Origin of the sequence: Methylobacterium sp. J-090, assembly GCF_022829345.1 — a bacterium.
In the GTDB taxonomy this organism is placed as follows: domain Bacteria; phylum Pseudomonadota; class Alphaproteobacteria; order Rhizobiales; family Beijerinckiaceae; genus Methylobacterium.
This window is the reverse complement of sequence record NZ_JAKSXV010000031.1, coordinates 120,359-139,153: the sequence shown is the minus strand read 5'-3', so window position 1 is coordinate 139,153 and position 18,795 is coordinate 120,359. Positions and strand designations below refer to the sequence as shown.

The following is an 18,795-nucleotide window of genomic DNA, read 5'->3' as shown; positions in this document are numbered from 1 at the left end:
CACACCGTCTGGGAGCGGTTCGAGATCGAGCGGGCAGCCTTCGTTCCCTATGCCGGCCGCTTCGACGGCTTCCACGCCATCACCGCCTCGGTGTCCACGACCTGCCTCGTGCGCTTCGACAACAACCGTTACTCGGTCATGGCCTCGGCCATCGGTCGGCCGGTCGAGGTGCGGGCCTACGCCGAGCGCGTCGAGATCGGGGATCCTGATGAGCAATCTTCCAAGACTGCCCCCCGAAGCGTTCGCCAAGCAGGATCAAACACCGGACGCCCTGTTCTATGCCCAGCCGCGTTTCGTCACCCATATCGACGACGCAGCCGTTGACGCCGTCACCGACCTCTACCGCGCGCACCTGCCGCCCGGCGGCCGCATTCTCGACCTGATGTCGAGTTGGGTCACGTGCGCATAATGGTCGAAGAGCGTCTCCGACCCCGTGGAGGGTGTACCCTCCGCATCGTATCGCCCGGTCGCTGGATCGAGCACGAGCATGGATTCGGTGGCGTAGTAGCGGCCGATCCGAGCGAGTTCCGCTTTCGCTGCCAGAGCCGGCACCCATCGTCCCATCATCCCCAGGACGGTGACGATGATGTCCAGCAGCAGCACCGGGACGTGCGTGAAGCGCGGCTTTCGCCCCAGTAATGCGAAAAGCGCCTCGCCCTGTGCTCTGGGGGTGATCGCTTCGGCCGGACCGCCAATCGGCAGAATGCGATTGCGCCGTTCGCCGTCGTCGAGGCAGTCCGCGAGGTAGCGGCCCAGATCGTCGTCGCTGATCGGCTTGCAGGCCGTCAGTGTTCCATCGCCAAAAACGAGAAACGGCTTGCCGCGTTTCACGCGCTCGATCTGCCCCGAGAGCGATTTGAAGAACGCCGTCGGCCGCACGATCGTGTAATCCAGGCCCGACGCGACCAGCACCGCTTCGAAGGCGAGCTTGGCGTGCTGAAACGCGAGGACGGGTTTCTGGACACAGATCGCTGACAGCAGCACGACATGCGTGACACCCGCGGCTCTGCTGGCGTGAAGGGCGCTCACGTGCGCACCATAATCGATCGCCCAGGCATCCTCAGGCAATCCGGTACGCGACGCGAGGCACGACACCAGGACGTCGAAGGATTCACCCCGGATCCCATCGCGCGCCAGCGACGACGGATCGGTCAAGTCCGCGATCCGCTGAGTGGCACCTGCGGATACCCTTGGCGGTTCGACCGAATTTATGGGGATCGCGGTCGCGGTTGAGCGCCGTACGAGACAGACGACCTCGTGACCGCGTGACACCAGAGCGCGCACGGTCGCCCGGCCGATGGTGCCCGTCGCCCCAAGAACGAGGACACGGCGCGGTTTCCCGCTATCCAGCCGGTTTGCGGTCATGGTCCATCCAGCCGGCGCTTCGCCATTCAAGCTCGCCAGTCGCGGTTACGGTGCGTGAAGCGCCGCCGCTACGGTGACTCTACCGGTCTGGATCTGACGGGCCAGCCATCCCCTGGGTGATTCGCTTGGGACGGCAGCGGCAGCTCTGCTGTCAGGGCCAGCCCTCCGCCGGGGCGACGCGCCGTCCGCGTACCTCGTGGACGCGCTCGGGGCCTCCTGCGCCGATCTCGATGATGGACCGCAGATAGCGTGAAACGAGCGCGCGGCAGGCTGCCATTCAAGGAGGTGCAAAATGCCAATCTGGAAATCAGCGCGGTACGCAAGCAGTCGAGGTCGATCGGCTCATCGGTTCGGTCAAAGGCGGTGCCTTTCCCACGAGTGGGCCAACTCCGCGTCAACCTGCGGGCTAAGAAGCGCGTTTTGCGGACCTTTTGCCGGGCGAGGACAGGTCGAAGGTGACCTCGCCGGCGTGATCGCCGCGGTATTCCAGACTCGCGATCTGGAACGGCCCCAACAGGGTCCCGAACGCCGGCACCAGGCCAGTGTCATTGGCTGCCAAAGCCCGATCGCGACACGACCTAGAATGCGCGCCGCGACTCGAAGATACCGCCAAGCTCGGAAAAACCTCTTTTTTCTTAGCAAGATAGCAAACTACACCTCACGGGATGGCAGAACACCCGTAGCTAATGGCAGCACTTTGCTGCACTTTACAGCCACCTCGTGCCGGTACCGCTGGGCGACCCGCAACCCGGCGACGTCCTGCTGTTTTCCTTCCGCGCCCACCTGCCGGCCCGCCACTGCGCCATCGTGGCGAACCGAGGGAGCGGCGGAGCCACGATGATCCACGCCCATGACGGCGCGGCCGTCACCGAAGTGGCCCTCACCCGCTGGTGGCGGCGGCATTGCACGCACGCGTTCCGGTTTCCGGAGGGGCCGGTCGGCGCGGCCGGAGGATGACCACGCCCGGCATCGCGCGAACGGATCGCCCCCTTCGTCGCAGCGCCCCCTAGGCCGCCGCGGCCTTGCGCGTGGCCTGGGGCCGCGGCAGGGTCCGATCCGGCGTCTGGCGCGGATAGCGTTCCTTCGTGCCGAACCCGCTCGCGATCGCCAGGGCGGAGCGGTTGGCCGCGTAGGACGGGGCGACCATCGGGTAATCCATCGGCAGCCCGAAGCGCTCCCGGTAGGTATCCGGGTCCATCCCGTGCTTGGTGAGATGGCGCTTCAACGTCTTGTAGGACTTGCCGTCGATGAAACTGACGAGTCCGTCCGGCGTGATCGACTTGCGGACCTGGGCCGGCTTGAGTTTCTCGAACTTGTCCTCGGACGTGTCCCCCCGGGCGTCGCGATCCTCCAGATCCATCAGGGCGACGCAGACGTTCCGGATCAGGACCGGAAGTTCGACCGCCTGGATGGCGTTGTTCGACAGGTAGGCCGAGACCACCTTTTCCGTGAGATCAATACAGGCGGCGGTCGCGGCGTGCCGGTGGTCAGTCATGGTGTGGTCCAGTGTGCACGAACGAGGAGTGTTGGGGGTCCGGCCGATCCGATGAGGTTCCATGAGGACTCCTCGTCGGCGCCGGTCGATACGGTTCCGGCACGGCGTTCCATGAAAGCAGTCGGCAACGGATGCTTCCGTGCACCCGCGCGGAAAGGTCATGGATTGACGGGATTACCGTTCGGAGCGGATCATCGCTGATCGACGGCACCTATATTGGACGACTAACATTTGTGTTTTCCATAGATACATTCGCCGACAATCAAAGATTCGATGTCTTTTCGTTCGTCTATTCATCCGCAATCGGCTGATCGACAAGGCGAAGCAATCCTTCGATTGAAAGCATTTATATCACAAAATTGGCCTGATTTTTGCACGAAGACGCGGATTGTTTTGCCTATCATGCGCAAGAGAGGCATTGCCGGGGCACGAAACAATTGCGCACGCTCTTGTCGACAGCATTGGTCCGGAAGCCGGACGCTTTTCGTGTATGGCGCGAGACGATCTACGACAGGTTGTCTCCGCTCGAGATCACCAAGATCGGGGACCGGCCTTTCGAAGGGGAGATCGAGGCCGCGGATCTCGGGTCCCTGCTGGTGACCCGCGTGTCCTCGGGCGCGACGCGAACCAGGCTCACGACCGAGGCGCTCCGTCGAAGCGAGAAGGAGGCGACGGTCACCGTCGCGATCATGCTGTCGGGCGTCTCGACCTTCGCCCGCGACGATCGGGAGGCGATTCAACGGCCCGGCGACATCGTCGTCCTCGATCGCAGGCCGGGCTCGACGGAGTCGAGCGACGACAGCAAGGCGCTCTTCCTCGAGATTCCCGCGGACCGACTGGAATCGATGCTCGGCCCGGCGCGCCTATTCGCGGCCCTGAACATCGGATCGGAACAGGCCAGCGCGTCCCTGGTCCGGACGTTCTTCGACGAACTGATCCTGATCCACGAACGGCTCGATCCCGAGACCGCCACGCGCATGTCCTCGATCGGCATCGACCTGCTGGTCGCCAGCATCGCCGAGCGCATGGCGCGGGACGTTCCGACCCATGTGCACGGCAATCTCGTGGTGCAGCGGGCCAAGGCCTACATCGAGACCAACCTGCACGATCCGACCCTCGATCCACCCCACCTCGCGGCCGCCGTCGGCGTATCCCTGCGGCGGCTCCAGGCGCTGTTCCACGAGCGCGGCCGGCACATCTCCGACTGGATCTGGCGGCGGCGGCTCGAGGTGGCGGCCCTGCGCCTGACCGATCCCGGATGTGGCCACCTCTCCGTCGGCCTGCTCGCGCACGGATGCGGTTTCTCCAGCCAGGCGCATTTCTCCCGCCGGTTCAAGGACCGCTTCGGGATGACGCCGAGGGAGTATCGCCACGCGGCCGGCCTGGAAGCCGCGTCGGCGCGGCAGCGCTGACGACGGGAAGCGCCCTCGCCCCCCGGAGGGCGGCATCAGCGGCGCGACGTCAGCGCGTCGCGCTCCTCCCTCAGGAGGGCGACGAGCCGCTGCGCCGGATGCCCCAGCGGGCGCTCCGCCGGGCGCAGCAGCCACGTCTCGATGGACAGGCGGGGGGCGAGCGGGCGCAGGACGATGGGCAGACTCAGGTCCCGGGCCGGCACCGGATCGACGATGGCGAGACCCAGCCCCTCGGCGACGAGGCCGCAGCGCGCCGCCGTGTACTGCGCCAGGAACGGGAAATGGGGCGCGAGTCCCGCCTCCCTGAAGCGCGCCTCGACGGTCTCCTGAAAGGCGCCGACACCGCCCGAGATCATCGGCTCCCCGGCCAGATCCGCGACCTCGATCGCGCGCTGCCGGGCGAGGCGATGCCCGCGCGGCAGCGCGCAGACCGCGTCGACGGTGAGGAACGGCTCGGCCACCACCCCGGTGTAGCCGGCGCGCGGGCGCGCCAGTCCGAGGTCGCACTGGCCCGAAGCGGCCCAGGCCCAGATCGTGTCGGGGCTCGGCACGTGCAGCGCCACCCGGGCGCCGGGATGCTCGGCCACGAGGCGGCGGATCGCCCGGGGCACCAGCCGGGCGGCGAGCGACGGCTGGCAGGCGACCCGGAGGGGTCCGGTGCCGAGTTCGCGGATCTGGCGGGCGGCCTCGGCGAGGTGATCGAGGCCCGCATAGGTCCGCTCGACCTCCCGGGCGAAGGCAGCGCCCTCTCGCGTCGGCCGGGCGCTGCCGTGCCCGCGCACGAACAGCGCGAAGCCGAGCCCGGCCTCGAGCTGCGCGATGGCGCGGCTGACATGGGGCTGGCCGATGCCCAAGGCCGCCGCCGCCCGCGTCATCCCGCCATGGCGCAGCACGGCGCGGAAGAGGTCGATCTGGGCCGGGTTCATCATGCCTGATCCGCATGGAAACGGGTGACTCCGGCATTTGACGGCATGGCGCTGCGATGGTTGTCAAGGCGGGCCGCGCCGAGGATGCCGGCGATGTCCGCGAGGTCGCCCATGCTCACCGCCCTGCTTGCCCCGTTTCTCGCCGCCGTGGCGGGGGTCGGCATCGTGATCCAGCAGGGGCTGAACGCGAACCTGCGCGTCGCCCTCGGCTCGGCCGCCTGGGCGGGGCTCGTGAGCTACGGCGTCGGGCTCGCCTGCATGGGGCTGCTGGCGCTGGCGCTCCGCGATCCCCTCCCCGCCTGGGCCGCGGCGGCCCGCGTGCCGTGGTGGGCCTGGAGCGGCGGGGCCTTCGGGGCGCTCTTCATCGGGCTCGCCATCGTCCTCGTGCCGGTCCTCGGGGCCGGGACGTTCATGGCGCTGCTCGTCGCGGGCCAGATGCTCGCCTCCGTCGCGTTCGACCATTTCGGATGGATGGGCCTCGCCCAACGCCACCTCGACGGCCCGCGCTGCCTCGGCGTCGCCCTCCTCATCGGCGGGGTGATCCTGATCCGGCGCTGAGGCCTTCTCCCCCAACGCCGGAGCCCGCCATGGCCACGCTGATCCTGCAAACCGCCGGAGCGGCGGCCGGCACCGCCCTCGGCGGCCCCATCGGGGGGATCATCGGCTCGGCCTTGGGCGCGGCGGCGGGCTCGGGGATCGACGGCGCCCTGTTCGGCGGCGGCTCCGGCCCGCGCGTCGTCGAGGGGCCGCGCCTCACGGAGGTGGCCGGCCTGACCTCGACGGAGGGCGATCCGATCCCCCGGCTCTACGGCCGCGCCCGCCTCGGCGGAACCCTGATCTGGGCGACACGCCCCCTGGAGGTCGCCAACACCAGCGTCGAGCGGGCGGGCACGGCCGCCAAGGGCGGCGGCGGTCAGAAGACCGTGCGCACGGCCTACGCCTACTCCGTCGACCTCGCCATCGGCCTGTGCGAGGGGCCCGTCGCCCAAGTCCGCCGGATCTGGGCCGACGGGCGCGAACTCGACCTCACCACGCTCACCTACCGCCTGCACCGGGGCGGGGCCGACCAGGCGCCCGACCCGCTCATCGTGGCCAAGGAGGGCACCGCCCCGGCCTATCGCGGCCTCGCCTACATCGTGTTCGAGCGTCTGGGCTTGGCCGAGTTCGGCAACCGGGTGCCGCAATTCGCCTTCGAGGTGGTGCGACCCGTGGCGGGACTCGCCGAAAGGGTGCGGGCCGTGTGCCTGATCCCCGGTTCGACGGAATTCGGCCTCGACCCCGCCCCCGTCACCGAGGCGGCCGGCTACGGTGCGACGCGGCCGGCCAACCGCTTCCAGCTCCAGGGCGTCACCGACGTGATCGCGTCGCTCGATGCCCTCCAGGCCCTGTGCCCGAACCTGAGACGCGTCTCCGTGGTGGCGAGCTGGTTCGGCGACGACCTGCGCGCCGGGCATTGCACGGTGGCGCCCAAGGTCGACAACGCCACCAAGGTGACGACGGGCGATGCCTGGCGCGTCGCCGGCCTCCCCCGCGCGCAGGCCGGCCTCGTCTCGACCACGCCCGACGGCCACCCGGCGTATGGCGGCACCCCGTCGGATGCCGGCCTCACCCGCCTGGTGTCCGAGCTCCACCGGCGGGGCCTGGGTGTGGTGCTCTACCCGTTCCTGATGATGGATGTCGCGCGCGGCAACACCCTGCCCGATCCCCGCGACCCGCAGGCCCGCGGCCAGCCGTCCTATCCCTGGCGCGGGCGCATCACCTGCGATCCCGCCCCCGGCCTGCCCGGGAGCCCGGACGGCACGGCGATCGCCGCCGCCCAGGTCGCGGCGTTCTTCGCTGCGTACCGGACCCTCGTCCTGCACTACGCGGATCTGGCCGCCGGCTGGGCCGTGCCGCTCGCCGGCTTCATCGTCGGCTCCGAATGCGTCGGCCTCACCCGCGTGCGGGGTGCGGGGGACACCTACCCGGCCGTGGACGGCTTCCGGGCGCTCGCCCACGCCGTGCGCGACCGCCTCGGGGTCGGCGTGCCCCTCGTCTACGCCGCCGACTGGACCGAGTACGGCGCCCATGTCCGCGACGGCGGTGAGACCGTGCGGTTCCCCCTCGATGCCCTGTTCGCCGATCCGGCGATCCACGCGGTCGGCATCGACTACTACCCGCCCATCACCGACTGGCGCGACGGGCCGGACCATGCCGACCTCACGCAAGCCGATTCCCCCTACGACCGGGCCTATCTCAAGGCGCGCCTCGGCGCGGGCGAGGCCTTCGACTGGTACTATGCCGGCGACGCCGACAGGAGCGCGCAGGTGCGCACCCCCATCACCGACGGCGCCCAGGGCAAGCCGTGGGTGTTCCGCGCCAAGGACCTCGTCGGCTGGTGGGGCAACCCGCACTGGGAGCGGGACGGCGGCGTCGAGACCCGCCGGACCGCCTGGGTTCCGGAGGGCAAGCCGATCTGGCTCACCGAGATCGGCGTGCCGGCCGTCGACAAGGGCACCAACGGCCCCAACGTGTTCCCCGACCCGAAATCCGCCGAGAGCGCATCGCCGCCGTTCTCGAACGGCACCCGCGACGACCTGATCCAGGCCCGCGGCCTCACCGCCATCCTGGAGCGGTTCGATCCCGAAGCGCCGGGCTTCGTGCCCGCCCACAACCCGGTCTCGGCCACCTATGGCGGCCCGATGGTGCCGCCGGACTCCGTCTTCGTCTGGTGTTGGGACGCGCGGCCCTACCCGGCGTTCCCGGATTTCGACACCGTGTGGGCGGATGCCGGCAACTGGTCCGTCGGGCACTGGATCACCGGCCGGATCGAGGGGCTCGAACTCGACCGGCTGGTGGCCGCGATCCTGGCCGATTGCGGCGTCGCTGTGCCGGCGCGGATCACCGGCGCGGCCCAGCTCGACGGCTACGTGATCGACCGGCCGCTCTCGGCGCGGGCCGCCCTCGAACCCCTGGCCCGGCTCTACGGCCTCGACGTCTCGGCGGTGGCCGGAACCCTCACGGTCCGGGGGCCGCGATCCGAGGCGCCGCGGCCGGTTCCGGCCGGGGACCTCGTGGCCGCCTCCGACGCGGCGCCCCTCGCCCTGGTGCGGGCCGAGGAGTCGGAGCTGCCCCGGTCCCTCGAGGTCACCGTGACCGATGCCGAGGGCGGCGCCTATCGCCGGATCACCGCCGCCGCCTCACGCCCCACGGGCGCGCGGCGGCGCGAGGTCCGGTTCGAGGCCGCCGTGGTGACGCGGCGCGCGCAAGGCGAGGCCCTGGCGGAAGCCATGCTCGACGCCGACCTCGCCGCCCGCGACACCGCCGCGTTCTCCTTGAGCCCGCGCCGGATCGACCTCGAACCCGGCGACCTCTTGCGCCTTCCGGGCGAGGCCGCCCCGCACCGCATCGTCCGCATCGCCGACGGCCCCGCCGGGCGCCGGATCGAGACCCGGGCGGTGCCCCGGCACGGCCGCGCCGCGCGGACGGGCGAACGCCCGGATACGGCCCCGCGCCGGACGCCGCCGGCGCTCGCCGGGCCACCCTTCGCGGCGATCCTCGATCTGCCCCTCGACGCGGGGGATCCGACACCGCTCCAGGTTCTCGCCGTGCGGGCCGAGCCGTGGCCCGGCGAGATCGCCGTGTGGCGGGCCGAGGACGATGGGCCGCTGGCGCTCCACACCCTCGTCGATCACCCGGCCTGCCTCGGGCAGACCCTGACGCCGCTGCCGCCCGGCCCGCTCTGGCGCTTCGACCGGGCGGCCCGCCTCGACGTCCGTCTCGGGGTCGCGGGCGGCCTCGCCGCCGTCTCGGACGCCGCCGCGCTGGCCGGCGTCAACCGCTTCGCCCTGGTCGGGGCCGAGGGCGCCGTCGAGATCGTGGCGGCGGCGGGCGTGACCCTCACCGGCCCGGACACCTACCGCCTCACCCGTCTCCTGCGGGGGCTCGGGGGCAGCGAGGGGGCGGCCAGTCGGACGCTGCCCCCCGGCAGCCTGATCGTGCGCCTCGACGAGGCTCTGGTGCCCCTCGTCGCCCGCCTCGACGAGGTCGGCCGGCCGTTCCGCTACCGCATCGGCCCGGCCACCCGCGATCCGGCCGACCCGCTCTTCGTCGAGCGCGTCGCCACCGCGGGCGTGGCTCCCTACCGGCCGCTGGCCCCCGTCCACCTCCGGGCGCGGCGCGAGGGGCAGGGTATTCGCCTGACGTGGACCCGCCGGGTCCGGCGCGACGGCGATGCCTGGGAGCCGACCGACGTGCCGCCCGATCCCCTGGTGCAGGGCTACCGCATCGACATCCACGGCCCTGGCGGGACGGTCCTGCGCAGCCTGGAGGCGACGGGGCCGTCCCTTCTCTACGCCGACGAGGCGGCGGATTTCGGCGCTCCCCAGACGGCCCTCGATGCCGGCGTCGTTCCCCTGGGCACCCTCACCGGTCCGGCCCCGGCCCTGCGGGCGCGGGTGCCGATCCGCGCGGCGTGATGCCCGTTCTCGAGAAGTCCGACAGGAGGCCGCCCATGGCGCAGACCACCCCACACCTCGCCCTGCCGCTCCTCGCGGGGGGGCAGGCCGGCAAGCACGTCACCCACAACGAGGCGCTCCTGGCCCTCGACGCGCTCATCCACCTCGCCTGCCGCGACAAGGATGTGTCCGAACCGCCCGCCAGCCCGGCGGACGGCGACCGCTATCTCGTGGTGGCGCAGAACCCGACCGGAGCCTGGGCGGGCCTGTCGGGCCAGGTCGCCGTGTTCGGCGATGGCGTCTGGACCGGCCTCGTCCCCCGGTCAGGCTGGCTCGCGTACGTGGCCGACGAGGACGCGTTCTACCGCTTCGACGGCACGCGGTGGAGCCGCCTCCTCGACGGCCTGCGGACGTTGCGCAACGTGACCGCCCTCGGCCTCGGCACGGAGGCGGAGGCCGGCACGCCGTTCGCGGCCAGGCTCGACCGCGCCCTGTGGAGCGCCCGCGACCCGGCCGAGGGCGGCAGCGGCAGCCTCGCCGTGGTTCTCAACAAGGCGGCGTCGGCCAACGCCGTGGCGCTCCTGTTCCAGGACGCCTTTTCCGGCCGGGCCGAACTCGGGCTCCTGGGCGAGGACGCCGTCGGCCTCAAGGTCTCGCCCGACGGGGCGGCGTGGCACGGCGCGTGGCGGGCCGATCCGGCGACCGGCCATCTCGGCCTCGGCGCCCTGGCGGCTCCCGGCGCCGCGGCGGCGCGCGCGCCCCTCCACGTGGCGCGGGACGGCGCGGGGCCGGGCCTGTGCCTCGATGCCTACGGCGCCGGGGCGACGGGGAGCATGATCGAGGGTCGCATCGGCCGGGGTAGCCGGCAGGCGCCCCTGCCGATCCGCGCCGGGGATTGCCTCATCGGCCTCTCCGGCGGCGGGTTTCACGCGGGCGGCCTCGCGGAGGGACGCCTGACCCTGCGGGGCGTGGCCGAGGAGGACTTTTCCGCCGATGCCCAGGGCACCGGGATCGCCGTCGAGACCACGGCTCTCGGCGGCACCGTTCCGCGCCCGGTGGTGAAGGTGCGGGCCAACGGCGCCCTCGAACTCGTGGCCCGCGCCGGCGTGCCGGGTGCCGGCACGGCGCCGGGGCAGATCGTGTTCGACAGCACCGCGGGCGCCTTCCGGGGCTGCACCGGCGCCGCGTGGTCGCGCCTCACCAACCTCGCCCGCTTCCGGGCCACGACGAGCTTCGACAATTACGTCGGCGTGGGCGTCTGGACGCGGATCGGCTTCAACACCGGCGCCCTCAACGACCAGGGCCTGTTCCGCGCCGCCGACAGCGCCTTCGTCGTTCCCGAGGCGGGGGTCTACACCCTCGCGGCGGGCCTCGCGTTCAAGCGCAACGGCACCAGCGCGCCGGCCTCCCTGCAGGCCCGCTTCCACCGCAACGGCGTCGCCCTCGACGGCACCCGCCGGGGCGTCGGGGGACCCGTCGACGGCGTCTCGACGGTGGGCCTTTTCGCCCTCGTGGCGCTGGCGGCCGGCGACGCGATCACGGTCCACGCCCTGTTCACGGGCGCCGACGGCTACGTCGCCGCCGCCGACAGCGACTTTTCGGGCGTCGGTCTCGCGTGAGGCCTCAGTACGGGTAGCCGTAATACGGCGCCGACCGGCGGGGCGCGTATCCGTCGTCCGGGCGGCCGTAGACCGGGCGCCCGTAGCCGCGCGGCGCGCCGTAGGCCCCCGGATAGCCGTAGCGCGGCGGCTGGTAGTTGCCGTTGTTGACGCCGGCCGAGCGGTCGTTGCCGCTTTCCGTGGCGAACGGCGTCAGGCCGCTGCCGCTGCTGCTGTTCTGAGCCTCGGCACCGCCCGCGCCCGCGAGCAGCAGGCCCGCGGCGAGGCCGCCGGCGGCGCAACGGGCGATGATCCGTGATCGCGTCATGATCGAGTTCCTCGCATCCCCCGCCTCCGGGCGGGCGTCGGGCCCTTGCCCGAACGAACCGCCGGACGCGCCCTTCCGTTCCGCGCGCACCGCCGTCCCCCCTCACGATCCGGAGTGTTCCATGGACCTCAGCGCCATCGGCAAGGCCGTGCTCGTCGCCCGCGAGGGGCGGCGGCTCCACGCCTACCGCGATTCCGTCGGTATCTGGACCATCGGGATCGGCCACACCAGCGCGGCCGGGCCGCCGCTGGTCACCCCGGGCCTCGCCCTGACCCCGGCCGAGTGCGACGCGGTGTTCGACCGCGACGTGGTCCGCTTCGTCGCGTCCGTGCGGGCGGCGGTGCGCCGTCCCCTGCCGCAACACAGCTTCGACGCGCTCGTCTCCCTGTGCTTCAACATCGGCCCGGCGGCCTTCGCCCGCTCCACCCTGGTGCGGCGCCTCGACGACGGCGACGCCGCCGGGGCGGCGCAGGCGATGATGATGTGGGACCGGCCGGCCACGCTGATCCCGCGCCGGGGCGCCGAGCAGGACCAGTTCCAGACCCCCTACGCCGTGGCGCTGCCCCGGGCCCGGCGCACCGACGCGACCCCCATCCCGGCACCGGCCGAGATCGCGCCCGCCCGTCCGGCCACGCGCCGCACGGTGCCGCGCCTGCCCGGCGTGGCGCCGGCCGGACCCGGGCCGGGCTGGCTCGCCCGAATCTGGGTCGCCCTCGGCGGACGCCCCCGCGCCTGACTTCCCCGCCCCAACCCCGGAGACCCGAACGATGTCCCGTCTGCTGATGCCGCACCGCGCCGCCCTCGTCCTCGCCCTAATCTCGAGTCCCGCCGCCGCCGCCGGCCTCGACCCTGCCAGCGTGATCGTCCCGTGGGGCGACGCCGTCGCGGCGGCCGCCCAGGCGGTCACCGGGCTCATCCTGCCGCTGGCCGTCACCGCCGCGACGGCGGCCCTGGCGCGCCTCGCCGGGCCGCTCCGCGCCCTCGTCACCACCACCCTGGTGGAGCGGCTGGTGCGCAACGTCGGCGACTACGCCGTCAATGCCGTGGCGGGCGCCGTGCGCGGGCGGACGCTCAGCGTCCCCGTGGGCTCGGCGGTCATCGCCCGGGCGGTGCAGCGCGGCCTCGACGAGGCGCCGGCCTGGCTCGTGCGCGCGGCCGGCGGGCGTACGGGCCTCGCCGAGAAGGTCTTTCGCAGCCTGCCGCTCACGGAGGAGGCCACGATCGCCAACACCCTGCGGCCGGCCCTGGAGGCAGCGCGGACGGGGCGCCCGACACCCTGACGGCAAGACTCCGCGGAGGGTCGCCATGGACAAGCTCGCCCTGGAGGCCGCGCGCCTGCTGTTCTCCCACGACGGGGCCGGTTGGGTCGTCGCCGTGCTGCTCGGCCTCGCCTGCCTCCACCTCCACCGCGAGACCGTGCGCGCCCAGGAAGCGCGCATCGGCGACACCGGCGCCACGGCCACCGCGCTGGAGCGGGCCTCGCACACCAACGCGGCCGTGGCCGCCGCCCTGGAGAGCCGCACCCGGGTCCTCGAGGATCTCTCGCGGCTGGTGAGCGAGATGGCCCGGGGCGTCGAGCGCGGCGACGAGCGCACCCGCGAAAAGCTCGACGCGATCCTGCGCCGCCTCGGCGAGGAGCGCCCCGTCATCCGCTCCTGAACGAAGGGTTCCCATGCCGCGCTTCCCCCTCACCGTCGATCCGGCCCGGAACCGGGCGGCCCGCGCGCGCCTCGGCGCGGCCCGGCGGCGGTTCGACCTCTCGACCATCGCCCTTCGCAAGGCCGCCCTCGACCATGTCGACGGGGAGATCCTCGTCAGCGCCGCCCTGCAGGCGGCCCTGGAGCGCCTCGCCGCCCCGACAGGCCCGGCCCTGTGAGCCGGCCCCGTGAGGGTCGACGTGGAACCGAACCGCGCCGGCTCCGCTTGCACCGGCATTCACGGCGCATTCAGTGCCCCCTCCCTATCCCGTGGCTCATGCGTATCCTCCTCGCCCTGTTGCTGATCGGCCTCGCCGTCGCGGGTTTCGCGACGGGCTCGATCGGCACGCAGGCCGAGGAGAACCTCGGGACCGCCGCCATCGCCCCGGTGCAGGCGGTGCCGCGCCCCGACACCTGCCTCAACGCCGCCGACCTGCGCGAGGCCGTGGCCGACAAGCGGGTGATCGAGCCCGTGGCCGCCATCCGGGCCGCGCGCAAGGTCATTCCCCGCGCCGAGATCCAGCGGGCACGCCTGTGCCGGCACGACGACGCCCTGGTCTACCTGCTCACGGCCCTTCGCCGGGACGGACAGTTCGTCCACGTCATGGTCGATGCCACCACGGGCGAAGTCAGCGGCCCCTGAGAACAACGTTAAAGAGGAGTACGGGACCGTGCGTCTGCTCGTCGTCGAGGATGACCGGGACATCAACCGGCAGGTGGTCACCGCCCTGGAAGAGGCCGGCTACGTCGCCGACAAGGCCTTCGACGGCGAGGAGGGCGGCTATCTCGGCGAGAGCGAGCCCTACGACGCCATCATCCTCGACATGGGCCTGCCCAAGGCCGACGGGGTCAGCGTTCTGCAGAAGTGGCGCCGGGCCGGGATCAAGACGCCCGTCATCATCCTGACCGCCCGCGACCGCTGGTCGGACAAGGTCGACGGCTTCGACGCCGGCGCCGACGACTACGTGACGAAGCCCTTCCACATGGAGGAGCTCCTCGCCCGCGTGCGCGCCCTCCTTCGGCGCGCCGCCGGCCACGCCACGAGCCAGATCGCCTGCGGCCCCGTCGTCCTCGACACCCGCTCGGGCCGGGTGTTCGTCGACGGCAACCCCGTCAAGCTCACGAGCCACGAGTACCGGCTGCTGTCCTACCTGATGCACCACACCGGCCGGGTGGTGTCGCGCGCCGAACTCACCGAGCACCTCTACGACCAGGATTTCGACCGCGATTCCAACACCATCGAGGTGTTCGTCGGACGCCTGCGCAAGAAGCTCGCCGTGGACCTGATCCAGACCGTGCGGGGTCTGGGCTATCTCGTGGACCCGACGCAGCCGCCGCCACGGGTCTGAGCCTATTCGCGCGGCGCCAGGTCCGTGTGCGAAAAATCGTTGCCCTTGAAGAGCAGCGGCACCCGGTGGCCTCGCGCCGAAGCGTAGGCGAAACAATCACCCATGTTGAGCTGTGCCGGGTGTCCCTGGCCCTTGCCGTAGCGCATGAAGGCGTCGAGGGCGCCTTCCGCATCCTCGGGGGTGATGGAGACGACGCGGACCCGTGCGGCCTCGAGAATCAACCGGACATCCTCCCGTGCCGCCGCGACGCCGCCGCCGCGCTGGCGCGCAATGGCCAGCACGGTCTCGTAGACGGCCAGGGCCGAGGTGATGGGTGCCGGGGCCGCCTCGAGCCGGTCGGCCAGAGCCTGTGCCTCCGGCTCACGAAGGATCATCGCCACGAAAGCCGAAGCGTCGACGAACATCTACGGATTGCCGCTGAGCGCGTCGTAGAACGCCTTGTCGGCTTCGAGACCCGTCGCCGGACGAGAGAGAACGCGATCCTGGATCGGCCGAATCCGCTCCCAGAGACTCTGCGTCTCGTCCTCCCGCCGCAATTCGTTGCCGACGGCGAGCTTGATCGCCTCGTCCGACGAAAGCCCCCGGCGCGTCGCCAGGGTCTGGACGAGCCGCTCGGTCTCGGGATCGTGGATATCGAGGCTCATCGTCGAATCTCCGTTCGGATGATGTACAGACGGAACGCGGCATCTTTCAACCATCGCGGAACCACCGCGCAGCCACGCGTCCGGGGCGAATCCACCATGACGATGCCACCGGCATGAGCCCGTTTCCAGCATGAGCCCGTTTCCCGCCTGGCTTCCCCTGCGCCGGCGCTCCATCGCCGTGCGGCTCGCCACCTCCGCGCTGCTGGCGAGTTCGGCGATCCTGCTCATCGCCGCGGGAATCCTCACCACGCTGTATCGCGAAAACACCGAGCGGGCGTTCGACAGCCGCCTGCTCGTCTACGCCAACAACCTCGCCACCGACCTCGTCTCGCCCAACGATCCCGAGAGCCGGTCCTTCACCTTGAGCGATCCGCGCTTCGACCTGCCCCTGTCGGGCTGGTACTGGCAGATCGGACGGCCCGACGCGAAGCCCCGCGACCTGCGGACCTCGCGCTCCCTCGTCGGCGTGCCGCTCAAGCCCGCCAGCACGCCCGACACCAAGGCCGGGGTCGGCCAGATCCGCCAGGGCTACGGCCGGGCCCAGGACGAACGGCCGTTGCGGATCATCGAGCGCGACGTCGACCTCGGCGAGGAGGGCCGCTACACCGTGCGGGTCGCCGGCCCGGCCGACGAGATCGCCAACGATGTCGGGCGCTTCCGCTTCTCCCTGATGGTGACCTTCGGGCTGCTGGGCCTGTCGCTCGCGCTCACCACCCTCCTGCAGATCCGCTTCGGCCTGGCGCCGCTGGCCAAGCTCCGCACCGCGCTCGGCGCCATCCGCCGGGGCGAGTCCGACCGCATCACCGGCGAGTATCCGCGCGACATCGCGCCCTTGGCCGGCGAGGTGAACCTCCTCATCGAGACCAACCGCGAGATCCTGGAGCGCGCCCGCACCCAGGTCGGCAACCTCGCCCACGCCCTGAAGACGCCGCTCTCGATCATCGTCAACGAGGTCTGCGCGGCCGACGCCCCCGGCGACCTCTCCGCCAAGATCCGCGAGCAGGCCGCCGTGATGCGCGATCAGGTGAACTATCACCTCGACCGGGCGCGGGCGGCCGCGCTCGCCGGAACGCTCGGCACCTCCACGGAGGTCGAGCCGGCGCTGGCCGGGCTGGTGCGCACCTTCGGCAAGATCTACCGCGACAAGGACATCGCCTACGCCGTCCACGTGCCGCCGGGCCTGCGCTTTCGCGGCGAGCGCCAGGACTTCGAGGAAATGATCGGCAACCTCGTCGACAACGCCTCGAAATGGGCCGCCGGCCGGGTCTCGATCCGGGCCGAGGCGGTGGCGCAGGACGATTATCCCCACCTGCTGGTGTCCATCGAGGATGACGGACCGGGCCTCGCCCCCGAGGACCGCGCCGCCGTCCTCGGGCGGGGCCGGCGCCTCGACGAGACCAAGCCGGGCTCCGGCCTCGGCCTCTCCATCGTCGCCGATCTCGCCGCTCTCTATCGCGGGCGGTTCCGCCTGGAGGCGGCGAGCCTCGGGGGACTTCGCGCGGTGATCGAGGTCCCGGGCGACGCGCCGGCCGGCGCCGCGCCGCACGCTTAGGGTGAATCCGATCCCGGCTGCCATTTGCCAGCCCGCTCCGTACGGTTAAGGTTGGCCGGGCGCCGTCCTTCGCGTGACACCGTGTCACCGGAAATCCGCATCGTAGGAGCCCGAGCGTGGCCTTACATGCGGGCGCACAGTATCTTGAGGCGTGATGACGGCACTCTGGTTCATTCTGGCGTTCATGACCGGTGCGGCGGTGCTCGCCCTGCTCTGGCCGATGTCGCGTCGGACCAATCCGTCGGCGGCGCCGGATGCCGGTGCCATGGCGACGGAGACGGGGTTCTACGAGGACCAGCTGCGCGAGATCGAGCGCGACCTTGCGCGCGGCCTCATCGCCGCGCCCGAGGCCGAGGCCGCACGCACGGAAGCCGGCCGGCGCCTGCTGCGGGCCAACCGCGTGGGCGTGCCCCTCGTCCCCGGCATCGCCGAACCGGCCCTGCGCCAGCGCCGCGCGGCCTCCGCCTTCGCCCTCTCGACGATCCCGCTCGTGGCCCTCATCGCCTATGGGATCTACGGCTCGCCCCACATGCCGGCCCAGGGTGCGGCCGAGCGGCAGGCGGCGGAGAACGGCGGCCAGGAACTCCTCAACGCCATCGGTCAGATCGAGGCGCGCCTCGCCAGCAATCCCACGGACGGGCGCGGCTGGGCCGTGCTCGCCCCCGTCTACATGCGGATGGGCCGGTTCGACGATGCGGCGCACGCCTACGAGGCCGCCGCGCGCACCCTCGGCGAGACCCCGCAACGCCTGTCCGATTGGGGCGAGGCGCTCATCGCCGGCAACAATGGCGTGATCTCGCCCCAGGCCAAGACCCTGTTCGAGCGCGCCGTCGCCCTCGACGGCACCGCGGCCAAGCCCCGGTTCTACCTCGCCCGCGCGGCCGAACTCGACGGCGACATTCCGCTGGCCATCGAGCGACTCGACGCACTGGCCGCGACCGCGACCGCCGACGCGCCGTGGCTCCCCGTGGTCCGGGACAACCTCGCCCGCCTGAAGGGCGAGGCCCCCCCGAAATCCGAAGCCGCCCGGCCGGGGGCCGGCGCGGCGCCGGAGCCGGGCGCGGCCGCGTCCCTGCAGGCGCTGCCGCCGGAGGGCCGGAACGCCGCCATCCGCGGCATGGTCGCCGGCCTCGACCAGCGCCTGTCCGAGAAGGGCGGCACGGCGGACGAATGGCTGCGCCTCGTGCGCTCCCTCGCCGTGCTCGGGGACCGCGACAAGGCCGCCGGGGCCCTGGTCCGCGCGCGCGCGGCCCTGGCTTCCGACGCGACGGCGCTCCAGGGCCTCGATGCCCTGGCCAAGGAATTCGGACTGACGAACCCGGTCGAAGCGGGCAAGACCGATCCCGGCACACCTGATCCCGCCAAGGCCGATACCGCCAAGACCGATCCCGCCAAAGCCGATCGGGAGCGTGGCGAGGCCGCGAAGGCGGGCGCCAAGGACGCAACCAAGGATGCAACCAGGGACGGGGGCACCCAGAACGATGCCGCCAGGGCCGGCACCGAGGCGGCGGTGGCCGCCGTGAAGGCCATGCCGGCGGCTGAGCGGGATGCCGCCATCCGCGGCATGGTCGCGGGGCTCGATCGGCGCCTGGCCGCCAAGGGCGGGACCATCGACGACTGGCTGCGCCTCGTGCGCTCCTACGCGGTGCTGGGCGAGCGCACCCAGGCGCTCCAGGCCCTCGACCGGGCGCGGATGGCGCAGAGCCCCGAGCCCCAGGCGAAAGAGCGCCTCGACGAACTCGGGCGCGAACTCGGGCTGAACGCCCAGCCCGGGCCTTGATCGAAGGTTGGCTCGATCAAAAGTCGCCCCTGATCGAAGTCTATCCCCGATCGAGGGCCGCCCCTGACAATCCGTCCCGGCCGCCGACCTTGACCCGGGCGGCGGGGCGTCCGACACCGTTCCTTACGCTCATTCCAGAGACGATCACGTCCACCAGCGGTGAAAGAGCCCACCGCCGGCGCCCGTGACGCCCCAACCGAGACGGGACAACCC

18 protein-coding genes and 4 pseudogenes are annotated in these 18,795 nt (G+C 72.0%); 15 read left to right on the top strand and 7 right to left on the bottom strand.

Annotated features, from left to right (window positions below; translation table 11 throughout):
• A pseudogene (locus tag MKK49_RS05120) lies at positions 1-198 on the top strand (Mu transposase domain-containing protein); the annotation flags it as partial.
• A gap of 10 nt (positions 199-208) precedes the next feature.
• Positions 209-400 (top strand): annotated as a pseudogene (locus MKK49_RS05115) (methyltransferase type 11); the annotation flags it as partial.
• Here the strand turns inward: MKK49_RS05115 and MKK49_RS05110 are convergent.
• A complete protein-coding gene (locus MKK49_RS05110) occupies positions 340-1,365 on the bottom strand; it encodes an NAD(P)H-binding protein (RefSeq protein ID WP_244026977.1) in 1,026 nt (341 codons plus the stop codon). The pseudogene MKK49_RS05115 and the gene MKK49_RS05110 sit on opposite strands and share 61 nt — an antisense overlap.
• Before the next feature lie 406 nt (positions 1,366-1,771).
• Positions 1,772-1,903: pseudogene (locus MKK49_RS24760) on the bottom strand (phage tail tube protein); the annotation flags it as partial.
• Positions 1,904-2,064: 161 nt separating this feature from the next.
• Here MKK49_RS24760 and MKK49_RS05105 point away from each other — a divergent pair.
• Positions 2,065-2,322, top strand: a pseudogene (locus MKK49_RS05105) (peptidase P60); the annotation flags it as partial.
• 49 nt (positions 2,323-2,371) lie between these two features.
• Here MKK49_RS05105 and MKK49_RS05100 read toward each other — a convergent pair.
• Positions 2,372-2,860, bottom strand: a complete 489-nt coding sequence (locus tag MKK49_RS05100; RefSeq protein WP_244026976.1) for a MucR family transcriptional regulator — start codon at positions 2,858-2,860, stop codon at positions 2,372-2,374.
• Positions 2,861-3,297: 437 nt separating this feature from the next.
• Between MKK49_RS05100 and MKK49_RS05095 the strand changes: the two genes are divergently transcribed.
• Positions 3,298-4,272 (top strand): helix-turn-helix domain-containing protein, encoded by a 975-nt coding sequence (locus tag MKK49_RS05095; protein WP_279595330.1) that lies wholly within the window; start codon positions 3,298-3,300, stop codon positions 4,270-4,272.
• 35 nt (positions 4,273-4,307) lie between these two features.
• On the opposite strand, the gene MKK49_RS05090 is transcribed toward MKK49_RS05095, so the two are convergent.
• Positions 4,308-5,201: a LysR family transcriptional regulator gene (locus tag MKK49_RS05090; protein WP_244026974.1), complete on the bottom strand. Its 894-nt coding sequence runs from the start codon at positions 5,199-5,201 to the stop codon at positions 4,308-4,310.
• Positions 5,202-5,309: 108 nt separating this feature from the next.
• Between MKK49_RS05090 and MKK49_RS05085 the strand changes: the two genes are divergently transcribed.
• The 3 genes from MKK49_RS05085 to MKK49_RS05075 are packed head-to-tail and all read left to right on the top strand — an operon-like array spanning position 5,310 to position 11,253.
• The gene (locus MKK49_RS05085) at positions 5,310-5,756 is read left to right on the top strand and encodes a DMT family transporter (RefSeq protein WP_244026973.1); all 447 of its coding nucleotides are present in this window, start codon (positions 5,310-5,312) and stop codon (positions 5,754-5,756) included.
• Positions 5,757-5,785: 29 nt separating this feature from the next.
• Positions 5,786-9,655 carry a glycoside hydrolase/phage tail family protein gene (locus MKK49_RS05080; protein ID WP_244026972.1) on the top strand — a complete coding sequence of 1,290 codons (3,870 nt, stop codon included), beginning with the start codon at positions 5,786-5,788 and terminating at the stop codon, positions 9,653-9,655.
• A 35-nt stretch (positions 9,656-9,690) separates the two neighbouring features.
• Positions 9,691-11,253, top strand: coding sequence for a DUF2793 domain-containing protein (locus MKK49_RS05075; protein WP_244026971.1), 1,563 nt, complete (start codon positions 9,691-9,693; stop codon positions 11,251-11,253).
• A gap of 4 nt (positions 11,254-11,257) precedes the next feature.
• Here MKK49_RS05075 and MKK49_RS05070 read toward each other — a convergent pair whose 3' ends face one another.
• The gene (locus MKK49_RS05070) at positions 11,258-11,560 is read right to left on the bottom strand and encodes a hypothetical protein (RefSeq protein WP_244026970.1); all 303 of its coding nucleotides are present in this window, start codon (positions 11,558-11,560) and stop codon (positions 11,258-11,260) included.
• Positions 11,561-11,681: 121 nt separating this feature from the next.
• Here MKK49_RS05070 and MKK49_RS05065 point away from each other — a divergent pair, with 121 nt between their 5' ends.
• The 6 genes from MKK49_RS05065 to MKK49_RS05040 all read left to right on the top strand — a co-directional run bounded on the left by MKK49_RS05065 (position 11,682) and on the right by MKK49_RS05040 (position 14,606).
• A complete protein-coding gene (locus tag MKK49_RS05065) occupies positions 11,682-12,296 on the top strand; it encodes a lysozyme (RefSeq protein ID WP_244026969.1) in 615 nt (204 codons plus the stop codon).
• A 31-nt stretch (positions 12,297-12,327) separates the two neighbouring features.
• On the top strand, positions 12,328-12,840 hold the full coding sequence (locus tag MKK49_RS05060) for a hypothetical protein (RefSeq protein WP_244026968.1): 513 nt from the start codon (positions 12,328-12,330) through the stop codon (positions 12,838-12,840).
• A gap of 25 nt (positions 12,841-12,865) precedes the next feature.
• A complete protein-coding gene (locus MKK49_RS05055; RefSeq protein ID WP_244026967.1) occupies positions 12,866-13,219 on the top strand; it encodes a hypothetical protein in 354 nt (117 codons plus the stop codon).
• 13 nt (positions 13,220-13,232) lie between these two features.
• A complete protein-coding gene (locus tag MKK49_RS05050) occupies positions 13,233-13,436 on the top strand; it encodes a hypothetical protein (protein WP_244026966.1) in 204 nt (67 codons plus the stop codon).
• Between the two features lie 98 nt (positions 13,437-13,534).
• Complete coding sequence (locus tag MKK49_RS05045) at positions 13,535-13,900, top strand: PepSY domain-containing protein (RefSeq protein WP_244026965.1); 366 nt, start codon at positions 13,535-13,537, stop codon at positions 13,898-13,900.
• Positions 13,901-13,928: 28 nt separating this feature from the next.
• Positions 13,929-14,606, top strand: coding sequence for a response regulator transcription factor (locus MKK49_RS05040; protein WP_244026964.1), 678 nt, complete (start codon positions 13,929-13,931; stop codon positions 14,604-14,606).
• A 2-nt stretch (positions 14,607-14,608) separates the two neighbouring features.
• Here MKK49_RS05040 and MKK49_RS05035 read toward each other — a convergent pair whose 3' ends face one another.
• A complete protein-coding gene (locus MKK49_RS05035; protein WP_244026963.1) occupies positions 14,609-15,010 on the bottom strand; it encodes a type II toxin-antitoxin system VapC family toxin in 402 nt (133 codons plus the stop codon).
• Positions 15,011-15,250, bottom strand: coding sequence for a type II toxin-antitoxin system VapB family antitoxin (locus MKK49_RS05030; RefSeq protein WP_244026962.1), 240 nt, complete (start codon positions 15,248-15,250; stop codon positions 15,011-15,013).
• A gap of 130 nt (positions 15,251-15,380) precedes the next feature.
• Between MKK49_RS05030 and MKK49_RS05025 the strand changes: the two genes are divergently transcribed.
• Both MKK49_RS05025 and ccmI read left to right on the top strand, forming a co-directional pair.
• Positions 15,381-16,802, top strand: coding sequence for a sensor histidine kinase (locus tag MKK49_RS05025; RefSeq protein ID WP_244026961.1), 1,422 nt, complete (start codon positions 15,381-15,383; stop codon positions 16,800-16,802).
• Positions 16,803-16,956: 154 nt separating this feature from the next.
• Complete coding sequence (gene ccmI, locus MKK49_RS05020) at positions 16,957-18,582, top strand: c-type cytochrome biogenesis protein CcmI (protein ID WP_244026960.1); 1,626 nt, start codon at positions 16,957-16,959, stop codon at positions 18,580-18,582.
• The last annotated feature ends 213 nt before the right edge of the window (positions 18,583-18,795 follow it).

What these genes read in the sequence shown, in the direction of transcription:
- MKK49_RS05110 (WP_244026977.1), bottom strand. Translation starts at nt 1,365, where the DNA reads ATGACCGCAAACCGGCTGGATAGCGGGAAACCGCGCCGTGTCCTCGTT.
- MKK49_RS05100 (WP_244026976.1), bottom strand. Translation starts at nt 2,860, where the DNA reads ATGACTGACCACCGGCACGCCGCGACCGCCGCCTGTATTGATCTCACG.
- MKK49_RS05090 (WP_244026974.1), bottom strand. Translation starts at nt 5,201, where the DNA reads ATGATGAACCCGGCCCAGATCGACCTCTTCCGCGCCGTGCTGCGCCAT.
- MKK49_RS05085 (WP_244026973.1), top strand. Translation starts at nt 5,310, where the DNA reads ATGCTCACCGCCCTGCTTGCCCCGTTTCTCGCCGCCGTGGCGGGGGTC.
- MKK49_RS05080 (WP_244026972.1), top strand. Translation starts at nt 5,786, where the DNA reads ATGGCCACGCTGATCCTGCAAACCGCCGGAGCGGCGGCCGGCACCGCC.
- MKK49_RS05075 (WP_244026971.1), top strand. Translation starts at nt 9,691, where the DNA reads ATGGCGCAGACCACCCCACACCTCGCCCTGCCGCTCCTCGCGGGGGGG.
- MKK49_RS05070 (WP_244026970.1), bottom strand. Translation starts at nt 11,560, where the DNA reads ATGACGCGATCACGGATCATCGCCCGTTGCGCCGCCGGCGGCCTCGCC.
- MKK49_RS05065 (WP_244026969.1), top strand. Translation starts at nt 11,682, where the DNA reads ATGGACCTCAGCGCCATCGGCAAGGCCGTGCTCGTCGCCCGCGAGGGG.
- MKK49_RS05060 (WP_244026968.1), top strand. Translation starts at nt 12,328, where the DNA reads ATGTCCCGTCTGCTGATGCCGCACCGCGCCGCCCTCGTCCTCGCCCTA.
- MKK49_RS05055 (WP_244026967.1), top strand. Translation starts at nt 12,866, where the DNA reads ATGGACAAGCTCGCCCTGGAGGCCGCGCGCCTGCTGTTCTCCCACGAC.
- MKK49_RS05050 (WP_244026966.1), top strand. Translation starts at nt 13,233, where the DNA reads ATGCCGCGCTTCCCCCTCACCGTCGATCCGGCCCGGAACCGGGCGGCC.
- MKK49_RS05045 (WP_244026965.1), top strand. Translation starts at nt 13,535, where the DNA reads ATGCGTATCCTCCTCGCCCTGTTGCTGATCGGCCTCGCCGTCGCGGGT.
- MKK49_RS05035 (WP_244026963.1), bottom strand. Translation starts at nt 15,010, where the DNA reads ATGTTCGTCGACGCTTCGGCTTTCGTGGCGATGATCCTTCGTGAGCCG.
- MKK49_RS05030 (WP_244026962.1), bottom strand. Translation starts at nt 15,250, where the DNA reads ATGAGCCTCGATATCCACGATCCCGAGACCGAGCGGCTCGTCCAGACC.
- MKK49_RS05025 (WP_244026961.1), top strand. Translation starts at nt 15,381, where the DNA reads ATGAGCCCGTTTCCCGCCTGGCTTCCCCTGCGCCGGCGCTCCATCGCC.
- ccmI (WP_244026960.1), top strand. Translation starts at nt 16,957, where the DNA reads ATGACGGCACTCTGGTTCATTCTGGCGTTCATGACCGGTGCGGCGGTG.